Origin of the sequence: Streptomyces sp. NBC_00273, assembly GCF_036178145.1 — a bacterium.
Classification (GTDB): domain Bacteria; phylum Actinomycetota; class Actinomycetes; order Streptomycetales; family Streptomycetaceae; genus Streptomyces.
The window spans coordinates 3,632,238-3,650,497 of sequence record NZ_CP108067.1; the positions used below are offsets into that span (position 1 = coordinate 3,632,238).

The 18,260-nt window shown below is 72.5% G+C and carries 15 protein-coding genes; 1 reads left to right on the forward strand and 14 read right to left on the reverse strand.

Translation table 11 applies throughout. From position 1 onward, the window contains the following. Position 1: 1 nt before the first annotated feature. The 12 genes from OG386_RS15225 to OG386_RS15280 all read right to left on the reverse strand — a co-directional run bounded on the left by OG386_RS15225 (position 2) and on the right by OG386_RS15280 (position 13,441). A complete protein-coding gene (locus OG386_RS15225; protein WP_328788612.1) occupies positions 2-517 on the reverse strand; it encodes a hypothetical protein in 516 nt (171 codons plus the stop codon). A gap of 124 nt (positions 518-641) precedes the next feature. Beyond that, a complete protein-coding gene (gene gatB, locus OG386_RS15230; protein ID WP_328788613.1) occupies positions 642-2,153 on the reverse strand; it encodes an Asp-tRNA(Asn)/Glu-tRNA(Gln) amidotransferase subunit GatB in 1,512 nt (503 codons plus the stop codon). Positions 2,154-2,169: 16 nt separating this feature from the next. Further along, positions 2,170-2,415, reverse strand: a complete 246-nt coding sequence (locus OG386_RS15235; RefSeq protein WP_030010588.1) for a hypothetical protein — start codon at positions 2,413-2,415, stop codon at positions 2,170-2,172. Continuing rightward, positions 2,412-3,905, reverse strand: coding sequence for an Asp-tRNA(Asn)/Glu-tRNA(Gln) amidotransferase subunit GatA (gene gatA, locus OG386_RS15240; RefSeq protein WP_030010587.1), 1,494 nt, complete (start codon positions 3,903-3,905; stop codon positions 2,412-2,414). Before gatA ends, OG386_RS15235 begins: the two co-directional genes overlap by 4 nt. Positions 3,906-3,910: 5 nt before the next feature. Beyond that, complete coding sequence (gene gatC, locus OG386_RS15245; protein ID WP_030010586.1) at positions 3,911-4,207, reverse strand: Asp-tRNA(Asn)/Glu-tRNA(Gln) amidotransferase subunit GatC; 297 nt, start codon at positions 4,205-4,207, stop codon at positions 3,911-3,913. A gap of 279 nt (positions 4,208-4,486) precedes the next feature. Then, a complete protein-coding gene (locus OG386_RS15250; RefSeq protein ID WP_405788791.1) occupies positions 4,487-6,676 on the reverse strand; it encodes a putative bifunctional diguanylate cyclase/phosphodiesterase in 2,190 nt (729 codons plus the stop codon). A gap of 387 nt (positions 6,677-7,063) precedes the next feature. Further along, the gene (gene ligA, locus OG386_RS15255) at positions 7,064-9,265 is read right to left on the reverse strand and encodes an NAD-dependent DNA ligase LigA (RefSeq protein WP_328788614.1); all 2,202 of its coding nucleotides are present in this window, start codon (positions 9,263-9,265) and stop codon (positions 7,064-7,066) included. A 31-nt stretch (positions 9,266-9,296) separates the two neighbouring features. Then, complete coding sequence (locus OG386_RS15260; RefSeq protein ID WP_328788615.1) at positions 9,297-10,280, reverse strand: methionine synthase; 984 nt, start codon at positions 10,278-10,280, stop codon at positions 9,297-9,299. After that, positions 10,277-10,966, reverse strand: a complete 690-nt coding sequence (locus OG386_RS15265) for an SDR family oxidoreductase (protein WP_328788616.1) — start codon at positions 10,964-10,966, stop codon at positions 10,277-10,279. Before OG386_RS15265 ends, OG386_RS15260 begins: the two co-directional genes overlap by 4 nt. A 122-nt stretch (positions 10,967-11,088) precedes the next feature. Continuing rightward, positions 11,089-12,042, reverse strand: coding sequence for a hypothetical protein (locus tag OG386_RS15270; RefSeq protein ID WP_328788617.1), 954 nt, complete (start codon positions 12,040-12,042; stop codon positions 11,089-11,091). Beyond that, positions 12,042-12,386 (reverse strand): DUF1330 domain-containing protein, encoded by a 345-nt coding sequence (locus tag OG386_RS15275; RefSeq protein WP_328788618.1) that lies wholly within the window; start codon positions 12,384-12,386, stop codon positions 12,042-12,044. The genes OG386_RS15270 and OG386_RS15275 overlap by 1 nt, the downstream gene beginning before the upstream one ends. A gap of 89 nt (positions 12,387-12,475) precedes the next feature. Continuing rightward, on the reverse strand, positions 12,476-13,441 hold the full coding sequence (locus OG386_RS15280) for a GlxA family transcriptional regulator (protein ID WP_328788619.1): 966 nt from the start codon (positions 13,439-13,441) through the stop codon (positions 12,476-12,478). Between the two features lie 116 nt (positions 13,442-13,557). Between OG386_RS15280 and OG386_RS15285 the strand changes: the two genes are divergently transcribed. Beyond that, positions 13,558-14,481 (forward strand): NADP-dependent oxidoreductase, encoded by a 924-nt coding sequence (locus OG386_RS15285; RefSeq protein ID WP_327383123.1) that lies wholly within the window; start codon positions 13,558-13,560, stop codon positions 14,479-14,481. Positions 14,482-14,655: 174 nt separating this feature from the next. On the opposite strand, the gene OG386_RS15290 is transcribed toward OG386_RS15285, so the two are convergent. Both OG386_RS15290 and OG386_RS15295 read right to left on the reverse strand, forming a co-directional pair. Next, positions 14,656-15,549 (reverse strand): IS982 family transposase, encoded by an 894-nt coding sequence (locus tag OG386_RS15290; RefSeq protein ID WP_328788620.1) that lies wholly within the window; start codon positions 15,547-15,549, stop codon positions 14,656-14,658. 55 nt (positions 15,550-15,604) lie between these two features. Further along, the gene (locus OG386_RS15295) at positions 15,605-18,088 is read right to left on the reverse strand and encodes a helix-turn-helix domain-containing protein (RefSeq protein WP_328788621.1); all 2,484 of its coding nucleotides are present in this window, start codon (positions 18,086-18,088) and stop codon (positions 15,605-15,607) included. Positions 18,089-18,260 lie beyond the last annotated feature (172 nt).

Sequence of the window (18,260 nt, forward strand, 5' to 3'; positions counted from 1 at the left end):
CTCAGCCCACGCCGAGGTCGACGCGCATGGCCGCCCGCATCTCCCGGAGCGGGTCCCAGATCCCCTGCTGTGCCTGCGCCGCCGACTCCATCGACTCCCCCGCCTCCGGTGCGCCCCGCTCCAGGCGCTTCACTTGTCCGTAGACGGCGGTCAGGGCGTGGTGGACCACCGTCGCGGGCGCGAGGACCGGGTCGGGGGCGATCATCTGCGCCTCGGAGTACCGGTCCCGGAAGGCGTTCTTCGCGGCGTCGAGCGCGGCCCGGTCGGCGTCCTCGACCCCGCGTTCCCGCAGGATGTGCAGGTGCTGGTTGAGTGCGGTGGTGAACTGTCGGGCGTCCCGGTTGAGGTCCGCGTAACACGTGCGCCGCAGCGTCCGGTTCTCGCGCTTCTCCTCGTGGGCGCGCACGAGCTCGATCTCACGGCGCTTCGCGCGCTCCGCACCCCGCTGGGTGAGCAGCGCACCGCCCAGCGTGCCCGCGACGCCCGCCACCGCGATGACCATCGCACCGATCTCCACCGGCGCACCCCCCGACTCCACCGACCGCGCGCCCGTCCTACGCGATCACCCCGTACCCAGTCTGTACGACAGCGGCCCCGCGCCGGGAGATCCGGTGCGGGGCCGCTGTCGTAGGTGACGGGGACTACTCGGAGACGCCCAGGCGCTCCAGGATGAGCTCCTTGACGCGCGCGGCGTCGGCCTGGCCGCGGGTGGTCTTCATGACCGCTCCGACCAGGGCGCCGACAGCGGCGATCTTGCCGCCGCGGATCTTGTCCGCGATGGCCGCGTTGCCCGCGATGGCCTCGTCCACGGCCGCGCCGAGCGCGCCCTCGTCCGAGACGACCTTCAGGCCGCGCTGCTCGACGACCTCGTCCGGGGTGCCCTCACCGGCGAGGACGCCTTCGAGGACCTTGCGGGCCAGCTTGTCGTTGAGCGAACCATCGGCGACCAGGGCCGCGACCCGGGCCACCTGGACCGGGGTGATCGGGAGCTCGTCGACGACGACGCCCTGCTCGTTGGCGTTGCGGGCCAGCTCGCCCATCCACCACTTGCGCGCGGCGGCCGAATCGGCACCCGCCTCGATCGTGGCGACGATGGAGTCCACCGCGCCCGCGTTGAGGATCGACTGCATGTCGTGCTCGGTGACGTCCCACTCCTCGCGGAGCCGGTTGCGGCGCACGCGCGGCATCTCGGGCAGACCGCCGCGCAGCTCCTCGACCCAGTCGCGGGCCGGGGCGACGGGGACCAGGTCGGGCTCCGGGAAGTAGCGGTAGTCCTCGGCGTTGTCCTTGATGCGGCCGGCCGTGGTGGAGCCGTCCTCCTCGTGGAAGTGCCGGGTCTCCTGCACGATCGAGCCGCCCGAGGAGAGCACCGCCGCGTGGCGCTGGATCTCGAAGCGGGCCGCGCGCTCGACGGAACGCAGGGAGTTGACGTTCTTGGTCTCCGAGCGGGTGCCGAACTCGGACTCGGGGGTCGGGCGCAGCGACAGGTTCACGTCGCAGCGCATCTGGCCCTTGTCCATGCGGGCCTCGGAGACGCCGAGCGCCTTGATGACCTCGCGCAGCTCGGCGACGTACGCCTTGGCGACCTCGGGGGCCCGCTCGCCCGCGCCCTCGATGGGCTTGGTGACGATCTCGATGAGCGGGATGCCGGCGCGGTTGTAGTCCAGCAGGGAGTGGGACGCGCCGTGGATACGGCCGGTGGCGCCGCCGACGTGCAGCGACTTGCCGGTGTCCTCCTCCATGTGGGCGCGCTCGATCTCCACGCGGAAGATCTCGCCGTCCTCCAGCTGGACGTCCAGGAAGCCGTTGAAGGCGATCGGCTCGTCGTACTGGGAGGTCTGGAAGTTCTTCGGCATGTCCGGATAGAAGTAGTTCTTCCGGGCGAAGCGGCACCACTCGGCGATCTCGCAGTTCAGCGCGAGGCCGATCTTGATGGCCGACTCGACGCCGATCGCGTTGACGACCGGCAGGGAGCCGGGCAGACCGAGGCAGGTCGGGCAGGTCTGCGAGTTGGGCTCCGCGCCCAGCTCGGTGGAGCAGCCGCAGAACATCTTGGTCTTGGTGCCGAGCTCGACATGGACCTCGAGGCCCATGACGGGGTCGTACGAGGCGAGAGCGTCCTCGTACGAGAGCAGTTCGGTGAAGGTGGTCACGGTGAAACTTTCCCTCTCAGCCCAGCAGGACGTCGTCGTCGCCCAGGCGCTTCAGCTCGCGGTACAGGATCGCGAGGCCGGTGACGATGGCGGCGGCGGACACGGCGGCGTCGACCAGCTTCAGCACGTCGTGCTCGCTGCGGGCCTTCTTGACCTGCTTGATCACGCTGATCGCGCCGAAGGCGGTGGTGCCGATCGACAGGTAGGTGCCGGTCTTGGACTTCTTGAAGCCCTTGGCCTTGGTCAGTGCACTGGTGCTCACAGGGACGGTGCCTCCTCAAGCAGCGGGTGACCCCAGCGTGCGACGAAGGCCGCCTCGACGGCGGCACCGACCTTGTAGAGCCGGTCGTCCTTCATCGCCGGGGCGATGATCTGGAGCCCGACCGGGAGACCGTCCTCCGGTGCCAGGCCGCAGGGGAGCGACATGGCGGAGTTGCCGGCCAGGTTGGTCGGGATGGTGCACAGGTCCGCGAGGTACATGGCGAGGGGGTCGTCGGTGCGCTCGCCGATGGGGAAGGCGGTGGTCGGGGTCGTCGGGGAGACGATCACGTCGACCTGCTCGAAGGACTTCTCGAAGTCCTGCGTGATGAGCGTGCGGACCTTCTGGGCGGAGCCGTAGTACGCGTCGTAGTAGCCGGAGCTGAGCGCGTACGTACCGAGGATGATGCGGCGCTTGACCTCGTCGCCGAAGCCGGCTTCGCGGGTCAGTGCGGTGACGTCCTCGGCGGACTTCGTGCCGTCGTCGCCGACCCGCAGGCCGTAGCGCATGGCGTCGAAGCGGGCCAGGTTGGAGGAGCACTCGGACGGCGCGATCAGGTAGTACGCGGCCATCGCGAGGTCGAAGGAGGGGCAGTCCAGCTCGACGATCTCGGCGCCGAGCTCCTTGAGGAGCTCCACCGACTCGTTGAAGCGCTGGACGACGCCGGCCTGGTAGCCCTCACCGGCGAACTGCTTGACCACACCGACGCGCATGCCGGCGACGGAGCCGTTGCGGGCGGCTTCGACGACCGGCGGGACCGGGGCGTCGATGGAGGTGGAGTCGAGCGGATCGTGGCCGGCGATCACCTCGTGCAGGAGGGCCGCGTCCAGGACCGTACGGGCGCAGGGCCCGCCCTGGTCGAGGGAGGAGGAGAAGGCGACCATGCCGTAGCGGGAGACACCGCCGTACGTGGGCTTCACGCCGACCGTGCCCGTGACGGCGGCGGGCTGGCGGATGGAGCCGCCGGTGTCCGTGCCGATCGCGAGCGGGGCCTGGAAGGCGGCGAGGGCCGCCGCGGAGCCGCCGCCGGAGCCGCCGGGGATCCGGGTGAGGTCCCAGGGGTTGCCGGTGGGGCCGTAGGCGCTGTTCTCGGTGGAGGACCCCATGGCGAACTCGTCCATGTTGGTCTTGCCGAGGATGACGACGTCGGCTTCCTTCAGCTTGCGCGTCAGGGTGGCGTCGTAGGGCGGGATCCAGCCTTCGAGGATCTTCGAACCGACGGTCGTCGGGACCCCGACGGTGGTGAAGATGTCCTTGAGGGCGAGGGGTACGCCGGCCAGCGGGCCGAGCTTCTCGCCGGCCTCGCGCTTGGCGTCGACGGCGCGGGCCTGGGCGAGCGCGCCCTCGCGGTCCACGTGCAGGAAGGCGTTGACCTTCTCGTCGGTGGCGTCGATGCGGGCCAGGTGGGCCTCGGTCACCTCGACGGCCGTGAGCTCGCCGGAGGCGATCTTCTCGGCGGTCTGGGCGGCCGTGAGCTTGATGATGTCGACCATGGTTGTTAGTCCTCCCCCAGGATCTGCGGCACCTTGAAACGCTGCTGCTCCTGGGCGGGAGCACCGGAGAGCGCCTGCTCGGGGGTGAGCGACGGACGGACCTCGTCCGCGCGCATGACGTTCGTCAGCGGCAGCGGGTGGGAGGTCGGCGGGACGTCTTGGTCGGCGACCTCGGAAACGCGGGCGACCGCGCCGATGATGTCGCCGAGCTGTCCGGCGAAGTGATCCAGCTCGTTGCTGGACAGCTCAAGGCGCGCCAGCCGAGCGAGGTGGACGACCTCCTCGCGCGTAATGCCAGGCATGCAGCGATCCTCTGGGGGTGGGTGGATGTGTAGTTTCGGTCCCAATCCTATGGGGCCGGGCGCTCGGCCCGCGAAACGGTTTGGACCGGTGCCGGGACGGGACCGGGCGAGGGCCGCTGCACGGGGCCTCCCGGGCTCCGCCCGGACCCGCGCGTCACTCGCCGGCGGGGCTGGAAGGTGCCGGCGTCGGCCACATCCAGCCCCGCCGGCGTTTGAGGCGCGGGGGTCCGGGGGCATGGCCCCCGGCAGCGGCTCCGCGCCCGGCCGGGCCGACGGCGGTCAGACCGCGTCGGCTTCCGCCGCGGCGAGCTCCGCCGTGATGTCCGCCGGGCGGCGCCAGCCGCGCTCGCCGCGGGCCAGCAGCCAGGCGGTGGCCTCCTGCGGCGGCATGGCGGCGGCGACCAGCCAGCCCTGGACGGCGTCGCAGCCCAGGTCCCGCAGCCGCTCCCACGTCTCGTCGTCCTCCACGCCCTCCGCCACGACCAGGAGGCCCAGCGAGTGCGCGAGGTCCACCGTGCACCGGACGATCTCCGCGTCCTGCGTGTCGACCGCCAGCCGCCCGACGAAGGAGCGGTCGATCTTCAGCTCGCTGACCGGCAGGCGGCGCAGGTGGACGAGTGAGGAGTAGCCGGTGCCGAAGTCGTCCAGGGACATCTTCACGCCGTGACCGGTCAGTCCGGCCATGGTGTCGGCCGCCCGCTGGGGGTCCTCCAGCAGGACGTGTTCCGTTATCTCCAGCTGGAGCCCGCTCGCCGGCACCCCGTGGCGGGCCAGCCGCGCGGCGACCGCGCCCGCGAAGCCGGGGGTGTGGACGTCGCGCGGCGATACGTTGACGGCCACCGGGACCTTGAGGCCCTGGGCCCGCCACCGCGCCACCTGGGCGAGGGCGGTCTCCAGTACGTACTCCGTCAGGTGCGGCATCAGCCCGGAGGTCTCGGCGATGGCGATGAACTCGTCCGGGGACACCCGGCCGCGTTCCGGGTGGACCCAGCGCACGAGGGCTTCGAGCCCGGCCACCTGGCCGTCGAAGCGGACCTTGGGTTGGTAGTGGAGTTCCACTTCGCCGGCGTCGAGGGCCCTGCGGAGGTCGCCGAGGAGGCCCAGGCGGTCGGGGGTGTTGCTGTCCCGCTTGGACTCGTACACCTCCACGCCGGTGCGGTCGCGCTTCGCCTGGTACATCGCCACGTCCGCGCGTCGCAGCAGCCCCTCCGCGTCGAGCGCGTGGTCGGGGAAGACGGCGAGGCCCGCGCTGGCTTCCAGGACGAGCGTGAGGCCGTCCAGGTCGAGGGGTGAGCTGAGGTCCGCGACGAGGTGGCGGGCGATGCGCTGGGCGCTGGTGGTGGAGTCGGTGAAGGGGAGCAGCACGGCGAACTCGTCGCCGCCGAGCCGGGCCGCCTCCGCGTCTTCGGGCAGGGCCTGGCGCAGCCGTTCGGCGATCTGGAGCAGTAGCCGGTCGCCCGCGAGGTGCCCCAGGGTGTCGTTGACCGCCCGGAAGCGGTCCAGGTCGATGAGGACCAGGGCGGCCCGGGTGCCGGAACGTTCGGCCTCGTCCAGGGCGGACCAGGCCCGCTCCAGCAGCCACTGCCGGTTGGGCAGCCCGGTCAGCGGGTCCCGCAGCTGTTCCTCGGCGCGGGCCCGGGCGATCCACAGGGTGGAGTCCAGTGCGATCAGCGGTACGGCGAACAGCGGCAGCAGGACCGGCCGGCTGATGGCGACGACGCAGATCAGGGGGGCGATGCCGAGCAGCGCCACGGCTACTAAGGCCTGCCGGAGCAGGGCGGTGCGGGCGACGGTGGGCAGCCCGTCCCCGCGCGGGGCCAGCGCGATCCAGAGCAGGAACCGGGTGGCGAGCAGGTAGGCGACGGCGACGAGGACGATCTCGGGGACCGCCTCCAGCCCCCAGGAGGTGGGGAGCCAGGGGGTCTCGACGGAGGGCACCTCACCGAAGGCGGCGAGGACGAGGGCCCCGGCACCGATGCCGAGGATGTCCACGGAGCCGTGCAGCAGCCCCTGCCGCCAGCGGTGCCGGCGCGCGGCCCCGACCAGGGAGACCACCGCCAGCGAGACCAGTCCGGCGGGGACCCAGCCGTAGAGGATGAGCACGCCGAGGGTGAGGGCCGCGCCCGATCCGGTGCCGCCCCACCAGCGGTCGCGGCCGAGGGCGACGAGGTGGCCGACGATGATGCCGGTGAGGAGGGCCAGTGCCCAGCCGACCGGCCCGCCGGGGAACAGCGCATGACGGCCGCTCAGTGCGGAGACGATGCCGATGGTGAGCACCGTGACGGCGAGGCCCACGACGAGGAAGGGCAGCACACCGCGCCGCCCCTGCCCGCCCGCACCGGTGGGGACCGGTCGGGTCTCCGGTGTCCTGGCACCCAGGACACCGGGCCTGCCCGCCCGGCCCGCCCGCATGGACGGGAGTTCCCCGCCGAATTCAGGTGACGGGTCGGCGCTTTCGGTGGGTTTCATGCCCGTACCTCTCACAGCCGGCGATGCCGATGTCACGCGATGGCCCCGATGTCATGCCACCACGGCCGAAATCGCATCCTGCAGCCGTGCACGACAGGCGCACCCCTCAACAGTAGGACGCGCGAGGCTCCCAGGGGCAGCGGTCGGCAGTGGTTGCCCGAATGCGACCCAGCCATCCTCATCAGTACGGTATCCGCCGAACGGGTGAGTTTGGACCGGGGCCCCCCGTCACCCATCCGATGATCCGACAGCTCACCGCCCTGCGACCAGCCTTGTACCGGCCGTTTACCACCGTTCGCCGCGCCTGGCGTGCGCCCGCCCGTACGGCCGCACGCCACGCATCCGTTCGCCTTCGCTACTCCCCCTCGGCGATTCCCCCCGCCGGTACTACTGCGCTTCGCCCTCGCCGTCCACCGGGAGCGCGGCCTCCCGCGCCGCGTCCGGCCCCTGCTCCAGCAGCACGGCGAACCCTGCGTCGTCGAGGACGGCGAGTTTCAGCTGAACGGCCTTGTCGTACTTCGAGCCGGGGTTGTCCCCGACCACGACGAAGGAGGTCTTCTTCGACACGGATCCGGTGACCTTGGCGCCGCGGCTCTGCAGGGCCTCCTTCGCGCCGTCCCGCGTGTGGCTCTGCAAAGTGCCGGTGACGACGACGGTCAGCCCCTCCAGCGGCCGCGGCCCCTCCTCCTCGGCGGAACCTTCCTCCTCCATCCGGACCCCGGCCTCCCGCCACTTGCGCAGGATCTCCTGGTGCCAGTCGACGGCGAACCACTCCTTGAGCGAGGCGGCGATGATCGCTCCGACGCCCTCGGTGGCGGTCAGCTCCTCCTCGGTGGCCTGCTCGATGCGCTCGATCGAGCGGAACTCGCGGGCGAGGGCCTCGGCCGCGACCGGTCCCACGTGACGGATCGACAGGCCGTTGATGATGCGTGCGAGCGGGCGGTCCTTGGCGGCGGCGATGTGCTCCAGCATGGACAGGGCGTTCTTCTTCGGTTCGCCCTTCTGGTTGGCGAAGACCGTGACGATCTTCTCCTCGCCCGTCTTCGGATCCCGCTTGGGCAGTCCGCTGTCCGGGTCGAGGACGTACGCCTTGATGGGCAGCAGCTGCTCGATGGTCAGGCCGAAGAGGTCGCCCTCGTCCAGCAGCGGCGGCTCGGCCGGCTCCAGCGGGCCGGTCAGCGCGGCCGCCGCCACCATGCCGAAGTTCTCGATGTCCAGGGACTGTCGGCCGCCCAGGTAGAAGAGCCGCTCGCGCAACTGCGCCGGGCAGGTCTGGGCGTTGGGGCACCGGACGTCGATGTCCCCCTCCTTCATGGGCCGCAGCTCCGTCCCGCACGCGGGACAGCCGGCCGGCATCACGAACTCCCGCTCGGTGCCGTCGCGCAGGTCCACCACCGGGCCGAGGATCTCGGGGATGACGTCGCCCGCCTTGCGCAGGACGACGGTGTCCCCGATGAGGACGCCCTTGGCCTTGACGACCTCCTGGTTGTGCAGGGTGGCGAACTCCACCTCGGAGCCCGCCACCTTCACCGGCTCCACCTGCGCGTACGGGGTCACGCGGCCGGTGCGGCCGACCCCGACCTTGATGTCGATCAGCTTGGTGTTGACCTCTTCGGGCGCGTACTTCCAGGCGATGGCCCAGCGCGGGGCGCGCGCGGTGGAGCCGAGCCGGCCCTGGAGGGAGATCTCGTCGAGCTTGACGACCACGCCGTCGATCTCGTGCTCCACCGAGTGCCGGTTCACGCCGAAGTCCGCGATGAACTCCCGGACCTCGGCGAGCGTGGCGACCACCTTGTTGTGCTGGGCGGTCGGCAGGCCCCACTCGTGCAGCAGCTCGTACGCCTGCGACTGGCGCTCGATCTCGAAGCCCTCGCGGGCGCCGATGCCGTGCACGACCATGTGCAGCGGGCGGCTCGCGGTGACCTTGGGGTCCTTCTGCCGCAGCGAACCGGCGGCCGCGTTGCGCGGGTTGGCGAAGGGCTTGCCCTCCGCCTCCACCAGCCGGGCGTTGAGCTCCTCGAACTTCTCCATCGGGAAGTAGACCTCGCCGCGGATCTCGACGAGGGCCGGGATCCGGTCGCCCTTCAACCGGTCGGGGATCTCGGCGATGGTGCGGACGTTGGGCGTGATGTCCTCACCGGTGCGGCCGTCGCCGCGGGTGGCCGCCCGGGTCAGGCGGCCGTTCTCGTAGGTGAGGTTGACGGCGAGGCCGTCCACCTTGAGCTCGCACAGGTAGTGGTAGTCCGAGGTGTTCACGTCCCGGGCCACCCGCTCGGCCCAGGCCGCCAGTTCCTCGTCGTCGAAGGCGTTGTCGAGGGAGAGCATGCGCTCGCGGTGCTCGACGGAGGCGAAGTCCGTCTCGTACGCCCCGGCCACCTTCTGGGTGGGCGAGTCGGGCGTGCGCAGCTCCGGGTACTGCTCCTCCAGTGCCTCCAGCGAGCGCAGCAGCTGGTCGAACTCGGCGTCGCTGACGACCGGCTGGTCGTTCACGTAGTACCGGAAGCGGTGCTCCTCGACCTGCTCCGCCAGCAGCGCGTGCTGATCGCGCACCGCCGTCGGTACTGCCGTGTCCTGCTGTTCGGCTGCCATGCCGTGTCCTCCCGTGGCCCGTCTTCGACCGTCACTCAGGGTTGTCGGCGAGCGACCTCGCCGCCCTGACGCAATGCGCCTGCACCGCGCGGGCGTAGGCGGGCGAAGCGCCCGCCAGACCGCACGACGGGGTGACCACGACGGACTCCGCCAGAGTCCCCGGGGCCAGCCCCAGCCTGCGCCAAAGCTTCCTGACACCCATGACGCTACCGCCCGGGTCCGACAACGGGGCGTCCGTGCCGGGCACCACTCCGGCGAAGAGTTTCGTGCCGCCTTCGACCGCCTCCCCGATGGCGTCGTCCTCGCGCTCGGTGAGCAGGGAGAAATCGAACGACACCCCCGTGGCACCGGCCCTGCGGAGCAGGCCGAAGGGGACCTCGGGCGCGCAGGAGTGCACGACGACCTCCCCGTCGTGGACGGCGAACAGGTCGCGCAGCGCGCCCTCGACCACCTGCCGGTCGACGGCGCGGTAGGTGCGGTAGCCGCTCGCCGAGCGGACCCGGCCGAGCAGGACGGCCGTCAGGGAGGGCTCGTCGAGCTGCAGCACGACGTCGGCGCCGGGGACCCGCTTGCGCACGTCGGCCAGGTGCTCGCGCAGGCCCTCGGCCAGCGATCCGGCCAGGTCCCGGCAGGCCCCCGGGTCCTGGAGCATGGCTTCGCCGCCGTGCAGTTCCAGGGCGGCGGCCAGCGTCCACGGTCCGACGGCCTGGACCTTGAGCTTCCCCGTGTACCCCTGGGTGAACTCCTCCAGCGCGTCGAGGTCCTCCCCCAGCCAGGACCGGGACCGCTTGGAGTCCCGTCCCGGGCGGTCGCTGATCCGCCAGCCGCTGGGCTCGACGTGGGCGTACATGTCGACGAGCAGTCCGAGGGACCGGCCGATCATGTCCGCGCCGGGCCCGCGGGCGGGCAGCTCGGCGAGGTAGGGGAACTCTTCGAAGGACCCGGTGACGGTCTTCGCTGCCTCGCGGGCGTCGCCGCCGGGCAGCGATCCGACGCCGGTGGCGCCGGCGCTCATCGGCCCGGCCGGACGCTCAGGTCGTTGACCTCGGCGTCACGGGGCAGGTCGACGGCCATGACGATCGTGGTCGCGACGGACTCGGGGTCGATCCAGGCGGCCGGGTCGTACTCCTTGCCCTCCTGCGAGTGCACCTTGGCCTGCATGGGGCTGGCGGTGCGGCCCGGGTAGACGGAGGTGACGCGGATGCCGTTGGCCCGCTCCTCGCCGCGCAGCGAGTCGGCGAGGGCCTTGAGCCCGTGCTTGGAGGCGGCGTACGCGCTCCAGTCGGCGTGGGCGGTCAGGCCGGCGCCGGAGTTCACGAAGACGACGGTGGCCTTGGAGGCGCGCAGGGTGGGCAGCAGCAGCCGGGTGACCTCGGCGGGGGCGATCAGGTTCACGTTGAGCTGCTGGTGCCAGGTCTTGGGCCGGAGCTCGCCGACCGGTCCGAGGTCGACGATCCCGGCGACGTGCAGCAGGGAGTCGATCCGCTCCGGGAGGGCCTGCTTGGAGAACGCCCACGACAGCCGGTCGGGGTCGGCGAGGTCGCCGACGAGGGACGTGGCGCCGGGGTAACGGGCGACGAGCTCGCGGGCCCGGCCGGCGTCCCGGGCGAGGAGGACGAGGTCGTCGCCGCGAGCGTGCAGTCGGGCCGCGACGGCGGCGCCGATGCCGGAGCCGGCACCGGTGATCAAGTGAGTAGCCATACCGCCATGCTCGCAGGTCCCGCGTGCCGGGGAGGGCGAAGCCCCGGTGCCGCCGCCCGCCCCGGGGCTCCCCGTCCCGGCGGCCCTTCCCCACCCGGACGAGCCGTCCGCGCGCCGGGCGCTCAGCCGGCTGCGGCGGCCCTCCTGGCCCGTTCGACGGCCGCCCGTGCCAGGGCCGCCCGCTGTGCGGTGACGGCGGGCGGGAAGCCGGTGCCGATGAGGACTCGCGGGTGCGCGGCGACGAGCTGTGCCCGCCGGTCGGCACGTGGCCCGGCCCAGCGCTCCAGCGCCTCGTCGCGTACGGCGTCCAGCGCGGCCGCCGGGTCGCCCGCGGGCGGGGTGAACAGGCCGGGGGCCGACCGGGCGTGCTCGCTCCAGCGGTCGGCCCAGAACTCCACGGTCCAGCCGGGCCAGCGCGCCGCCGTGCGTCCGGCGTGGGGCACGATTCCGGTCAGCCACCAGCCGACCCTGCGGGCCTCGGGATCGACATGGACGCCGGCTTCGGCGCGGCCCGCGTACGCGGCGTGGCCGGGGGCGGCCGAGAGCCGGTCGAGGAGCGTCGGGCCCTCGGCCACCGGATGGTCGTCGATGTGGGCGAGGACGTGGCAGCGGCCGGATCCGACCGTGACGACGGCGACCATCGGGTCGGGGTCGGCCAGCTCCTCGTCGTCGGCCTCCAGCGGCGGGCCGGGGTACGGGCTGTCGCGTACGTGCCCCGGGTCCAGGCCGACGTGGGCGCGCAGGCCGCTCTGGCCGTCGTACACCCAGCGGAGCTCCCATCCGGGCCAGGCGAGCGCGAGCAGCCGCCACCAGGCCGCGCGGGTGCGCATGGCCACCGACGGGCCTTCTTGGGCGAAGACCAGCAGCAGTCTGCGGGAGGGGTCGATCAGGGCGCCCGCTTCACACATGTCGTCGTCGTACCAGGGGCCTTCCTCGAGCCGGTGGCCGAGGACGAAGGGCAGGACCGCCTCCGGGCCACCGAGCAGGTCGAGATCGAGGCCGACGGCGCCGAAGGAGGAGCCCCGGCGCTCGTACCCCTCGGCGCCCGCGATCACGAAGGTGGCCCGGTTCCCCATCAGAAGCCGGCTTCGGCGCGCAGGCCGGCGGCCGTCTTCGAGGCGTCGTAGTCGGCGGGGACGCCCTCGACGAGGATGACCTCGCCCGCGATGTGGTCGGTGCGCAGCGGCAGGATCGCCTGGTAGGCGTCGGAGGCGTACCAGGCGCGGGCGCTGTCCATGTCCGGGAAGCCGATCATGACGATGGTGCCGGGGAAGGGGCCCTCCAGGACCTCGACCTCCTTGCCGTGCACGAGGAAGCGGCCGCCGAAGGGGTCCAGCGTCGACTGCATGGTCTCGATGTAGGTGAGGATGTCCTCGTTCATCGTCTCGGGGCGGATGTGGGCGATGGCGTACGCGGTCATGGTCTGCTCCCCTGTCAGCCGGCCCGTCGGTCCGGGTCCGTTGGTCCGATCCTGTCAGCGCGCGGCCTCGGCGGCGATTACTTTGCAGGTCACGCCGAGGCGGGCTGGAAGGTGCGCCGGTAGGCGATCGGGGAGACGCCGAGCGTGGAACGCATGTGCTGGCGCAGGGAGTTGGCCGAGCCGAAGCCGGCGCGGTGGGCGACGAGGTCGACCGGCAGGTCGCTGGACTCCAGCAAGTGACGGGCCAGTTCCAGGCGTTGCGCGGTGAGCCACTGCACCGGAGTCATGCCGACCTCGTCGCGGAACCGGCGGGTGAAGGTGCGCAGGCTCATCCGGGCGTGCGCGGCCAGCTCGGCGAGGGTGACCGGTTCGGCGAGGCGTTCCAGGGCCCACGCGCGGGTGGCGGTGGTGGTGGCGACGGTGGGCTCGGGGACGGGTCGGTCGATGTACTGGACCTGGCCGCCGTCGCGCCAGGGCGGGACCACGCACAGTCGCGCGGCCCGGTTGGCCACGCCCGTGCCGTGGTCCTGGCGGATCAGGTAGAGGCAGAGGTCGATGCCGGCGGCCACGCCGGCCGAGGTGAGGATGTCGCCGTCGTCGACGAAGAGGACCTCCTCGTCGAGGCGCACGCGCGGGAAGCCCCGCTGGAACTCGGGCGCGTGCAGCCAGTGCGTGGTGGCGGGCCGGCCGTCGAGCAGTCCGGCGGCGGCCAGGACGTACGAGCCGGTGCACAGGGAGACCAGTCGGGTGCCGGGCCGGATCGCCGCCAGGGCGTCGGTCAGCTGCTGCGGCAGGGGCGCGCCGTGCGCGAGCTCGTCCATGGCGTGGGTGGGCGTGACGATCACGGTGTCGGCGGCGGCGAGGGCCTCGGGGCCCGCCGAGACGCCGACCGTGAAGCCCGCGTCGCTGGTCACGGGCAGTCCGTCGGCGGTGCAGACGGTCACCTCGTAGAGCGGGTCCCCGGCCTCGTCGTGGGCGTTGCCGAAGACGCGGGAGGGGATGCCGAGCTCGAACGGAGGGACCCCTTCGAGGGCGAGAACGGCGATTCGGTGCATGGCCAGATCCTGACACATGGTGGCCGTACGGCCAACACTGCGAGGGTCGGCGGGCGGGGAAAGTGAGGTCATCGGCCGGGACACCGGCCGGCAAGAACCCAGCAAGGAGACATGTCATGCGCGCCGTCGTCATCAGCAAGTGGGGCGGACCCGAGGTCCTCGTCGAGACCGAGGCCGAGCGTCCGGAGCCCGGTATGGGCGAGGTCCTGGTCCGGGTCCGCGCCGCCGGGGTCAACCCGGTGGACTGGAAGACGCGCGAGAGCGGCGCCCTGATCCCCTGGGGCCCGGTGCCGGCGGTCGGCTGGGACGTGTCCGGCACCGTCGAGGCCGTGGGGCCGGGCGTGACCCTGTACCGGGTGGGCGACGAGGTCTACGGGATGCCGCGCTTCCCGCAGCAGGCCGGCGCGTACGCCGAGTACGTGACGGCCCCCGCCCGGCACTTCGCCCCGAAGCCGGCCGCGCTGGACCACGTGCAGGCCGCGGCGCTGCCGCTGGCCGCGCTGACCGCCTGGCAGGCCCTGGTGGACACCGCGGGGGTGAGCGCCGGACAGCGGGTGCTGGTGCACGCGGCGGCCGGCGGGGTCGGCCACCTGGCGGTGCAGATCGCCAAGGCCCGCGGCGCTTACGTGATCGGCACCGCGAGCGCGGGCAAGCACGCGCTGCTGCGCGAGCTCGGCGCCGACGAGGTGATCGACTACCGGACCACGGACTTCGAGGACGCCGTCGCCGACGTGGACGTCGTGATCGACGCCATCGGCGGGGACTACACGCGGCGCTCGCTGAAGGTCCTCAAGGCCGGCGGCCACCTGGTGACCCTCCCCGGCCCCGACTCCCTCCCGGCCGACCCGCAGGGGGTGCACGCCTCCTGGGTCCTGGTGGAGCCGGACCTGGGCGGCCTGCGGGAGATCGCGGCGCTCGTCGAGCAGGGCCTGCTGAAGCCGCTGGTCGACACGGTGCTGCCGTTGGAGCAGGCCGCGAAGGCCCATGAGATCGGCGAGCAGGGCCGCACCACCGGCAAGATCGTCCTGACCGTGGCCTGAGCGCGGGCCGTCCAGGACGTGCCCGGGCGATCACGACGTTCGCCGCAACCCGCCCGCTGCCCCGGCGCGACCGCCGGGGCAGCGGGCGGCCGCGTCCGTCACCGCCGGGCCCGCGCTCGGAACGCGGCTGGGTCCGCCCCGACAGGGCCTAGACGAGTAAGTCCGAAGTGCTGGTCAGTGGTCGTAGGCGATCAGTGATCGTGCGACCGGTGTTTCGTTGGATCGGTTGTGCCAGATGGCTGCGGTGAGGGCGAGGATGCGTTGTCCGACGCGGGCCAGGACTCCGGCTGGGGTTCTGGCCCCGTGTCGTTCGAGGTCGAGCTGGCCTTTGAGGGTGTCGTTGACCGACTCGATGAGCTGCCGGATCGGCTTGAGGAGGTGCTCACCCGGCCGGGGCTTCTTGTTGCGGTAGCTGGGCCGCAGCAGGGTCAGGCCGTGGTCGGCCATGAAGGCGTCCAGGTGCTTGGAGACGTAGCCCTTGTCGCCGACGATCGTCTGCCCGGGATGGGTGGCCAGCAGGTCCTGGTCGCCTGTGAGTATGTCGGCCAGGACCTCGCGTTCGTCGGTTTTGGGGTTGGCCAGGGCCCAGGCGATTGGCAGGCCGCCGGGTGTGCAGAGCAGGTGCAGGCGCAGGCCCCAGAAGAACCGTGAGTGCGAGGGGCAGTAGGAGTAGGCGGCCAAGCCGGCGAGGTCGGATCGTTTGACGGTGGGTCGGGAGCGTGCACATTCGACGGGTGTGGAGTCCACGACCCATACGTCGTCGTGCCACAGGTCGGTGTCGCGGGCGAGGGTGCGGATGAAGCGGCTGAGCAGGGTGTTTGCGGCCCGTAAACGCTTGTTGTAGCCGGACTGTTCGGGCAGGTAGGGGAATTCGGCGGCTAGATGGGTGCGGGCGAACCGCAGCCAGCGTGCCTCGGAGACGAAGCCGAGCAGGGCCTGCATGACCGCGAGTGTCAACAGTTCGGCGTCCGTCAGCCTCGGCGGACGGCCTGTCCGCCGCGTTCCTGCCAGAGAGTCATCGATCCTCACGTACAGTGCAGTCGCGAGGGTCTCCAGGTTTGTCGTCACAAACGAACCAACGAGACCCTCGCTTCATGCGCCCGAAGACTTCGGACTTACTCGTCTAGGCGTGTTGTCCGCGCAGGTGGCGCTGGAGGCGGGCGTGGCGGAACTGGTAGACGGCGCCGACCTGGCGCAGGACGCCGCGCCGGTAGGCGTCCTCCAGGAAGGCGACCGTCGCCCAGGGGAGGCGGCCCATCAGCGGCAACCAGATCCGGGTCAGGAGCACCCACTGCCCCCAGGCGGTGAACGCCAGGACGTAGGAGAGCGCGCCGGCCACCCCGCCCACGGCGCCGAGCGCGAGCCCGTCGGCCATCGGCCAGGTCAGGGGGCCGACGACGCCCTGGAGCAGCTCGGTCATGAGCCGGCCGCCGAAAGCGATCACCAGGGTGAGCATCGGTGCGAGGAAGAGCGCCTGGCGCACCACGATGCTGCGGTTGACGGCCAGCAGGTCCGTCGGGGTGGCCGCGCAGCCGAGGTCGATGGGGGTCTCCAGCGTGGCCACGAGCCCGAGTACGAGGCCTCCCGCCAGGGCGAACGTGAGCCCGTACATGAGGCAGTTGACGGCCGTCGCCCCGATCACCGCCGCGTGGACCAGCACCCCGCCGTACGTCAGCTGCGCGCCCACGGTGAAGGCGATCCCGCACCCGAGGCCCATCACGGAGCCGCCCAGCAGTCCGGCCGGGACCAGGGTGGCGAACCTGCGGGAGGACGGTCCGGCGTCCCGCCGGCGGCGGCCGGGCAGCCGCATCCGCACCCGGGACGGTTCGAACGCCCGGATCCCGAGCACGTCCATGAGCCCGTAGACCAGCCCGAAGGCGAGGCCGACCGCGGGGCCGAACAGCAGGGCGTCCAGCAGGCCCGCACCCAGCGCGAACGCGGCGCCGCGCCCCGCGGCCAGGTTCTTCGCCGGGAAGACCAGCCAGTCGGCGACGGCAGTGACCAGGGAGCAGGCGAGGACGACGGCCAGGATCCGTGAGGACAGCCGCAGCGAGTCGCGCAGCTGCCACCACGCCAGGTCCTGGCCGGCTCGGCGCCCGGGCCGGTCCAGGTGGTCTGCGAGGTGGCCCAGGTAGCGCCGGGCGCGGTGCGGGTCCCAGCTACGGGGCCTGCGCGTGCGGCGGCCGCCCGGGACGGCCGTGGGCAGGGGTTGGTAGACGCTCGGCACGAACCCGGCCAGCAGGTGCTCCTCGATGGCCTGCGGGGTCGGGAAGCGGGCCTCGTCCAGCAGCCCGGCCGGGTCCTGGGCCGGGGTGTCGCTGTAGGCGGTCCGGGCGAGCAGGACCATCAGCGGGGTGCTCAGTACGGCCCTGAGGCGGGCGCCCGGACCGTCGTCCCGGTCCGTGCGCAGCCGTTCCAGGACGGGGTCCCACCCGGTTGCGGCCCGGCCGTCGGGGCCCTCCCGGACGGCGGGCGCGCTCGGGCGCGCGGTGCGGGGCAGGTAGTGGACCAGGTCGTCGGCGTCCAGGTCGAGTAGCTCGATGCCCGCGGTCCGGCGGAGCACCTCGACCCCGACGGCCTCGGCGAACTGCTCGGTGCGGCTGGTCAGGAGCAGGGGCAGCGAGCTCGCGTTGAGTTCGCGCAGGGCGACGCCGAGCAGCCCCGTGGCCATCTCGTCGAACCCGTCCAGGACCGGCAGGATCCATCCGGCGTCCACGAGGGCGGCGGCGAGGGTCGAGCCGCCGGGGGCGCGGGCGTCGAGGTTCGGGTGGTCGCGCAGCAGGCGGGCGATCAGCCAGTCGCGCAGGGTGGTGCCGGTCGGGTCCCACGATCCCATGCTGAAGACCACGGGTACGGGCTCGAATGCGGAGCGCGCGCCCAGGTGGTCGAGGACGAACCTGAGGACGAGGACGGTCTTGCCCGAGCCGGCCCGGCCGAGCACCACCAGCCGTCCGGACCGGACGCGCCGGTAGACGTCGGCGATGTCCGTGAGGCCGCCTTCCAGGGACAGCGGCCCGCGGGCGGCTCCGGGCGGGGTGCCGCGGATGTTGTCCCAGTGGTCCAGCAGCTCGGCGGGGGCCGACCGCCAGCGCACGGGCAGCGGGAAGGGGTCGTGGATGCGGCGCTGCTCCTCCTCGCGGATGCAGCGGCCGTAGACGTCGTGGGCGAGCGACCCGGCGGCCTCGGCCAGGGCGCCCCGGGACGTGGGCAGGGTGCGCTGCGGCACCGGCCGGACCGGACCGTCCGGTTCGGGCGCCTGCTCCTGCGCCTGCTCCCGCACCTGCGCCGCCTCGGGCATGGGTACCGGCGCGTGCTGCGGCTCCGGGTCGGGAGCACGGGCGGCGCGCGGGTCCTCCCCGGCGGCGGCTCCGTTGGCGCGGTGGGCGGTCAGCAGGTCCGTCCAGAGCTCGTCCCGGTCGCGTTTGAGCTCGTCGGCCAGCGCGTGTGCGACCTGCTTCACCGTTCCCATCCGGGCGTCGGTGGGTTTGCCGGTCTCCAGCCGGTGGATGGTGCGGACCCCGAGCCGGGCGCGCTCGGCCAACTGCTCCTGCGTCATCCCCGCCTCGTGCCGCAACCCGCGGAGCAACGCACCGAACCGGCTGCCCACTCGTCCGCCCCTCCACCCGACGACGACCCTGCCACTTGAGTCCGATGTCCTCCCGGATCCCGGTCAAACCACGGGGCACCGTCGACCGGCCAGATATGGCCGGTTGCGGGCATGGTCCCCCGACCAGCACGAACACCACGATGAGTGCCGGTCGCCGCACCCGACGCGGTGC

Excerpts from the sequence above, each read along its gene's own strand:
- gatA (WP_030010587.1), bottom strand. The coding sequence starts at position 3,905 with ATGGTCGACATCATCAAGCTCACGGCCGCCCAGACCGCCGAGAAGATC.
- OG386_RS15270 (WP_328788617.1), bottom strand. The coding sequence starts at position 12,042 with ATGGGGAACCGGGCCACCTTCGTGATCGCGGGCGCCGAGGGGTACGAG.
- OG386_RS15265 (WP_328788616.1), bottom strand. The coding sequence starts at position 10,966 with ATGGCTACTCACTTGATCACCGGTGCCGGCTCCGGCATCGGCGCCGCC.
- OG386_RS15250 (WP_405788791.1), bottom strand. The coding sequence starts at position 6,676 with ATGAAACCCACCGAAAGCGCCGACCCGTCACCTGAATTCGGCGGGGAA.
- gatC (WP_030010586.1), bottom strand. The coding sequence starts at position 4,207 with ATGCCTGGCATTACGCGCGAGGAGGTCGTCCACCTCGCTCGGCTGGCG.
- OG386_RS15285 (WP_327383123.1), top strand. The coding sequence starts at position 13,558 with ATGCGCGCCGTCGTCATCAGCAAGTGGGGCGGACCCGAGGTCCTCGTC.
- OG386_RS15275 (WP_328788618.1), bottom strand. The coding sequence starts at position 12,386 with ATGACCGCGTACGCCATCGCCCACATCCGCCCCGAGACGATGAACGAG.
- OG386_RS15260 (WP_328788615.1), bottom strand. The coding sequence starts at position 10,280 with ATGAGCGCCGGCGCCACCGGCGTCGGATCGCTGCCCGGCGGCGACGCC.
- OG386_RS15280 (WP_328788619.1), bottom strand. The coding sequence starts at position 13,441 with ATGCACCGAATCGCCGTTCTCGCCCTCGAAGGGGTCCCTCCGTTCGAG.
- ligA (WP_328788614.1), bottom strand. The coding sequence starts at position 9,265 with ATGGCAGCCGAACAGCAGGACACGGCAGTACCGACGGCGGTGCGCGAT.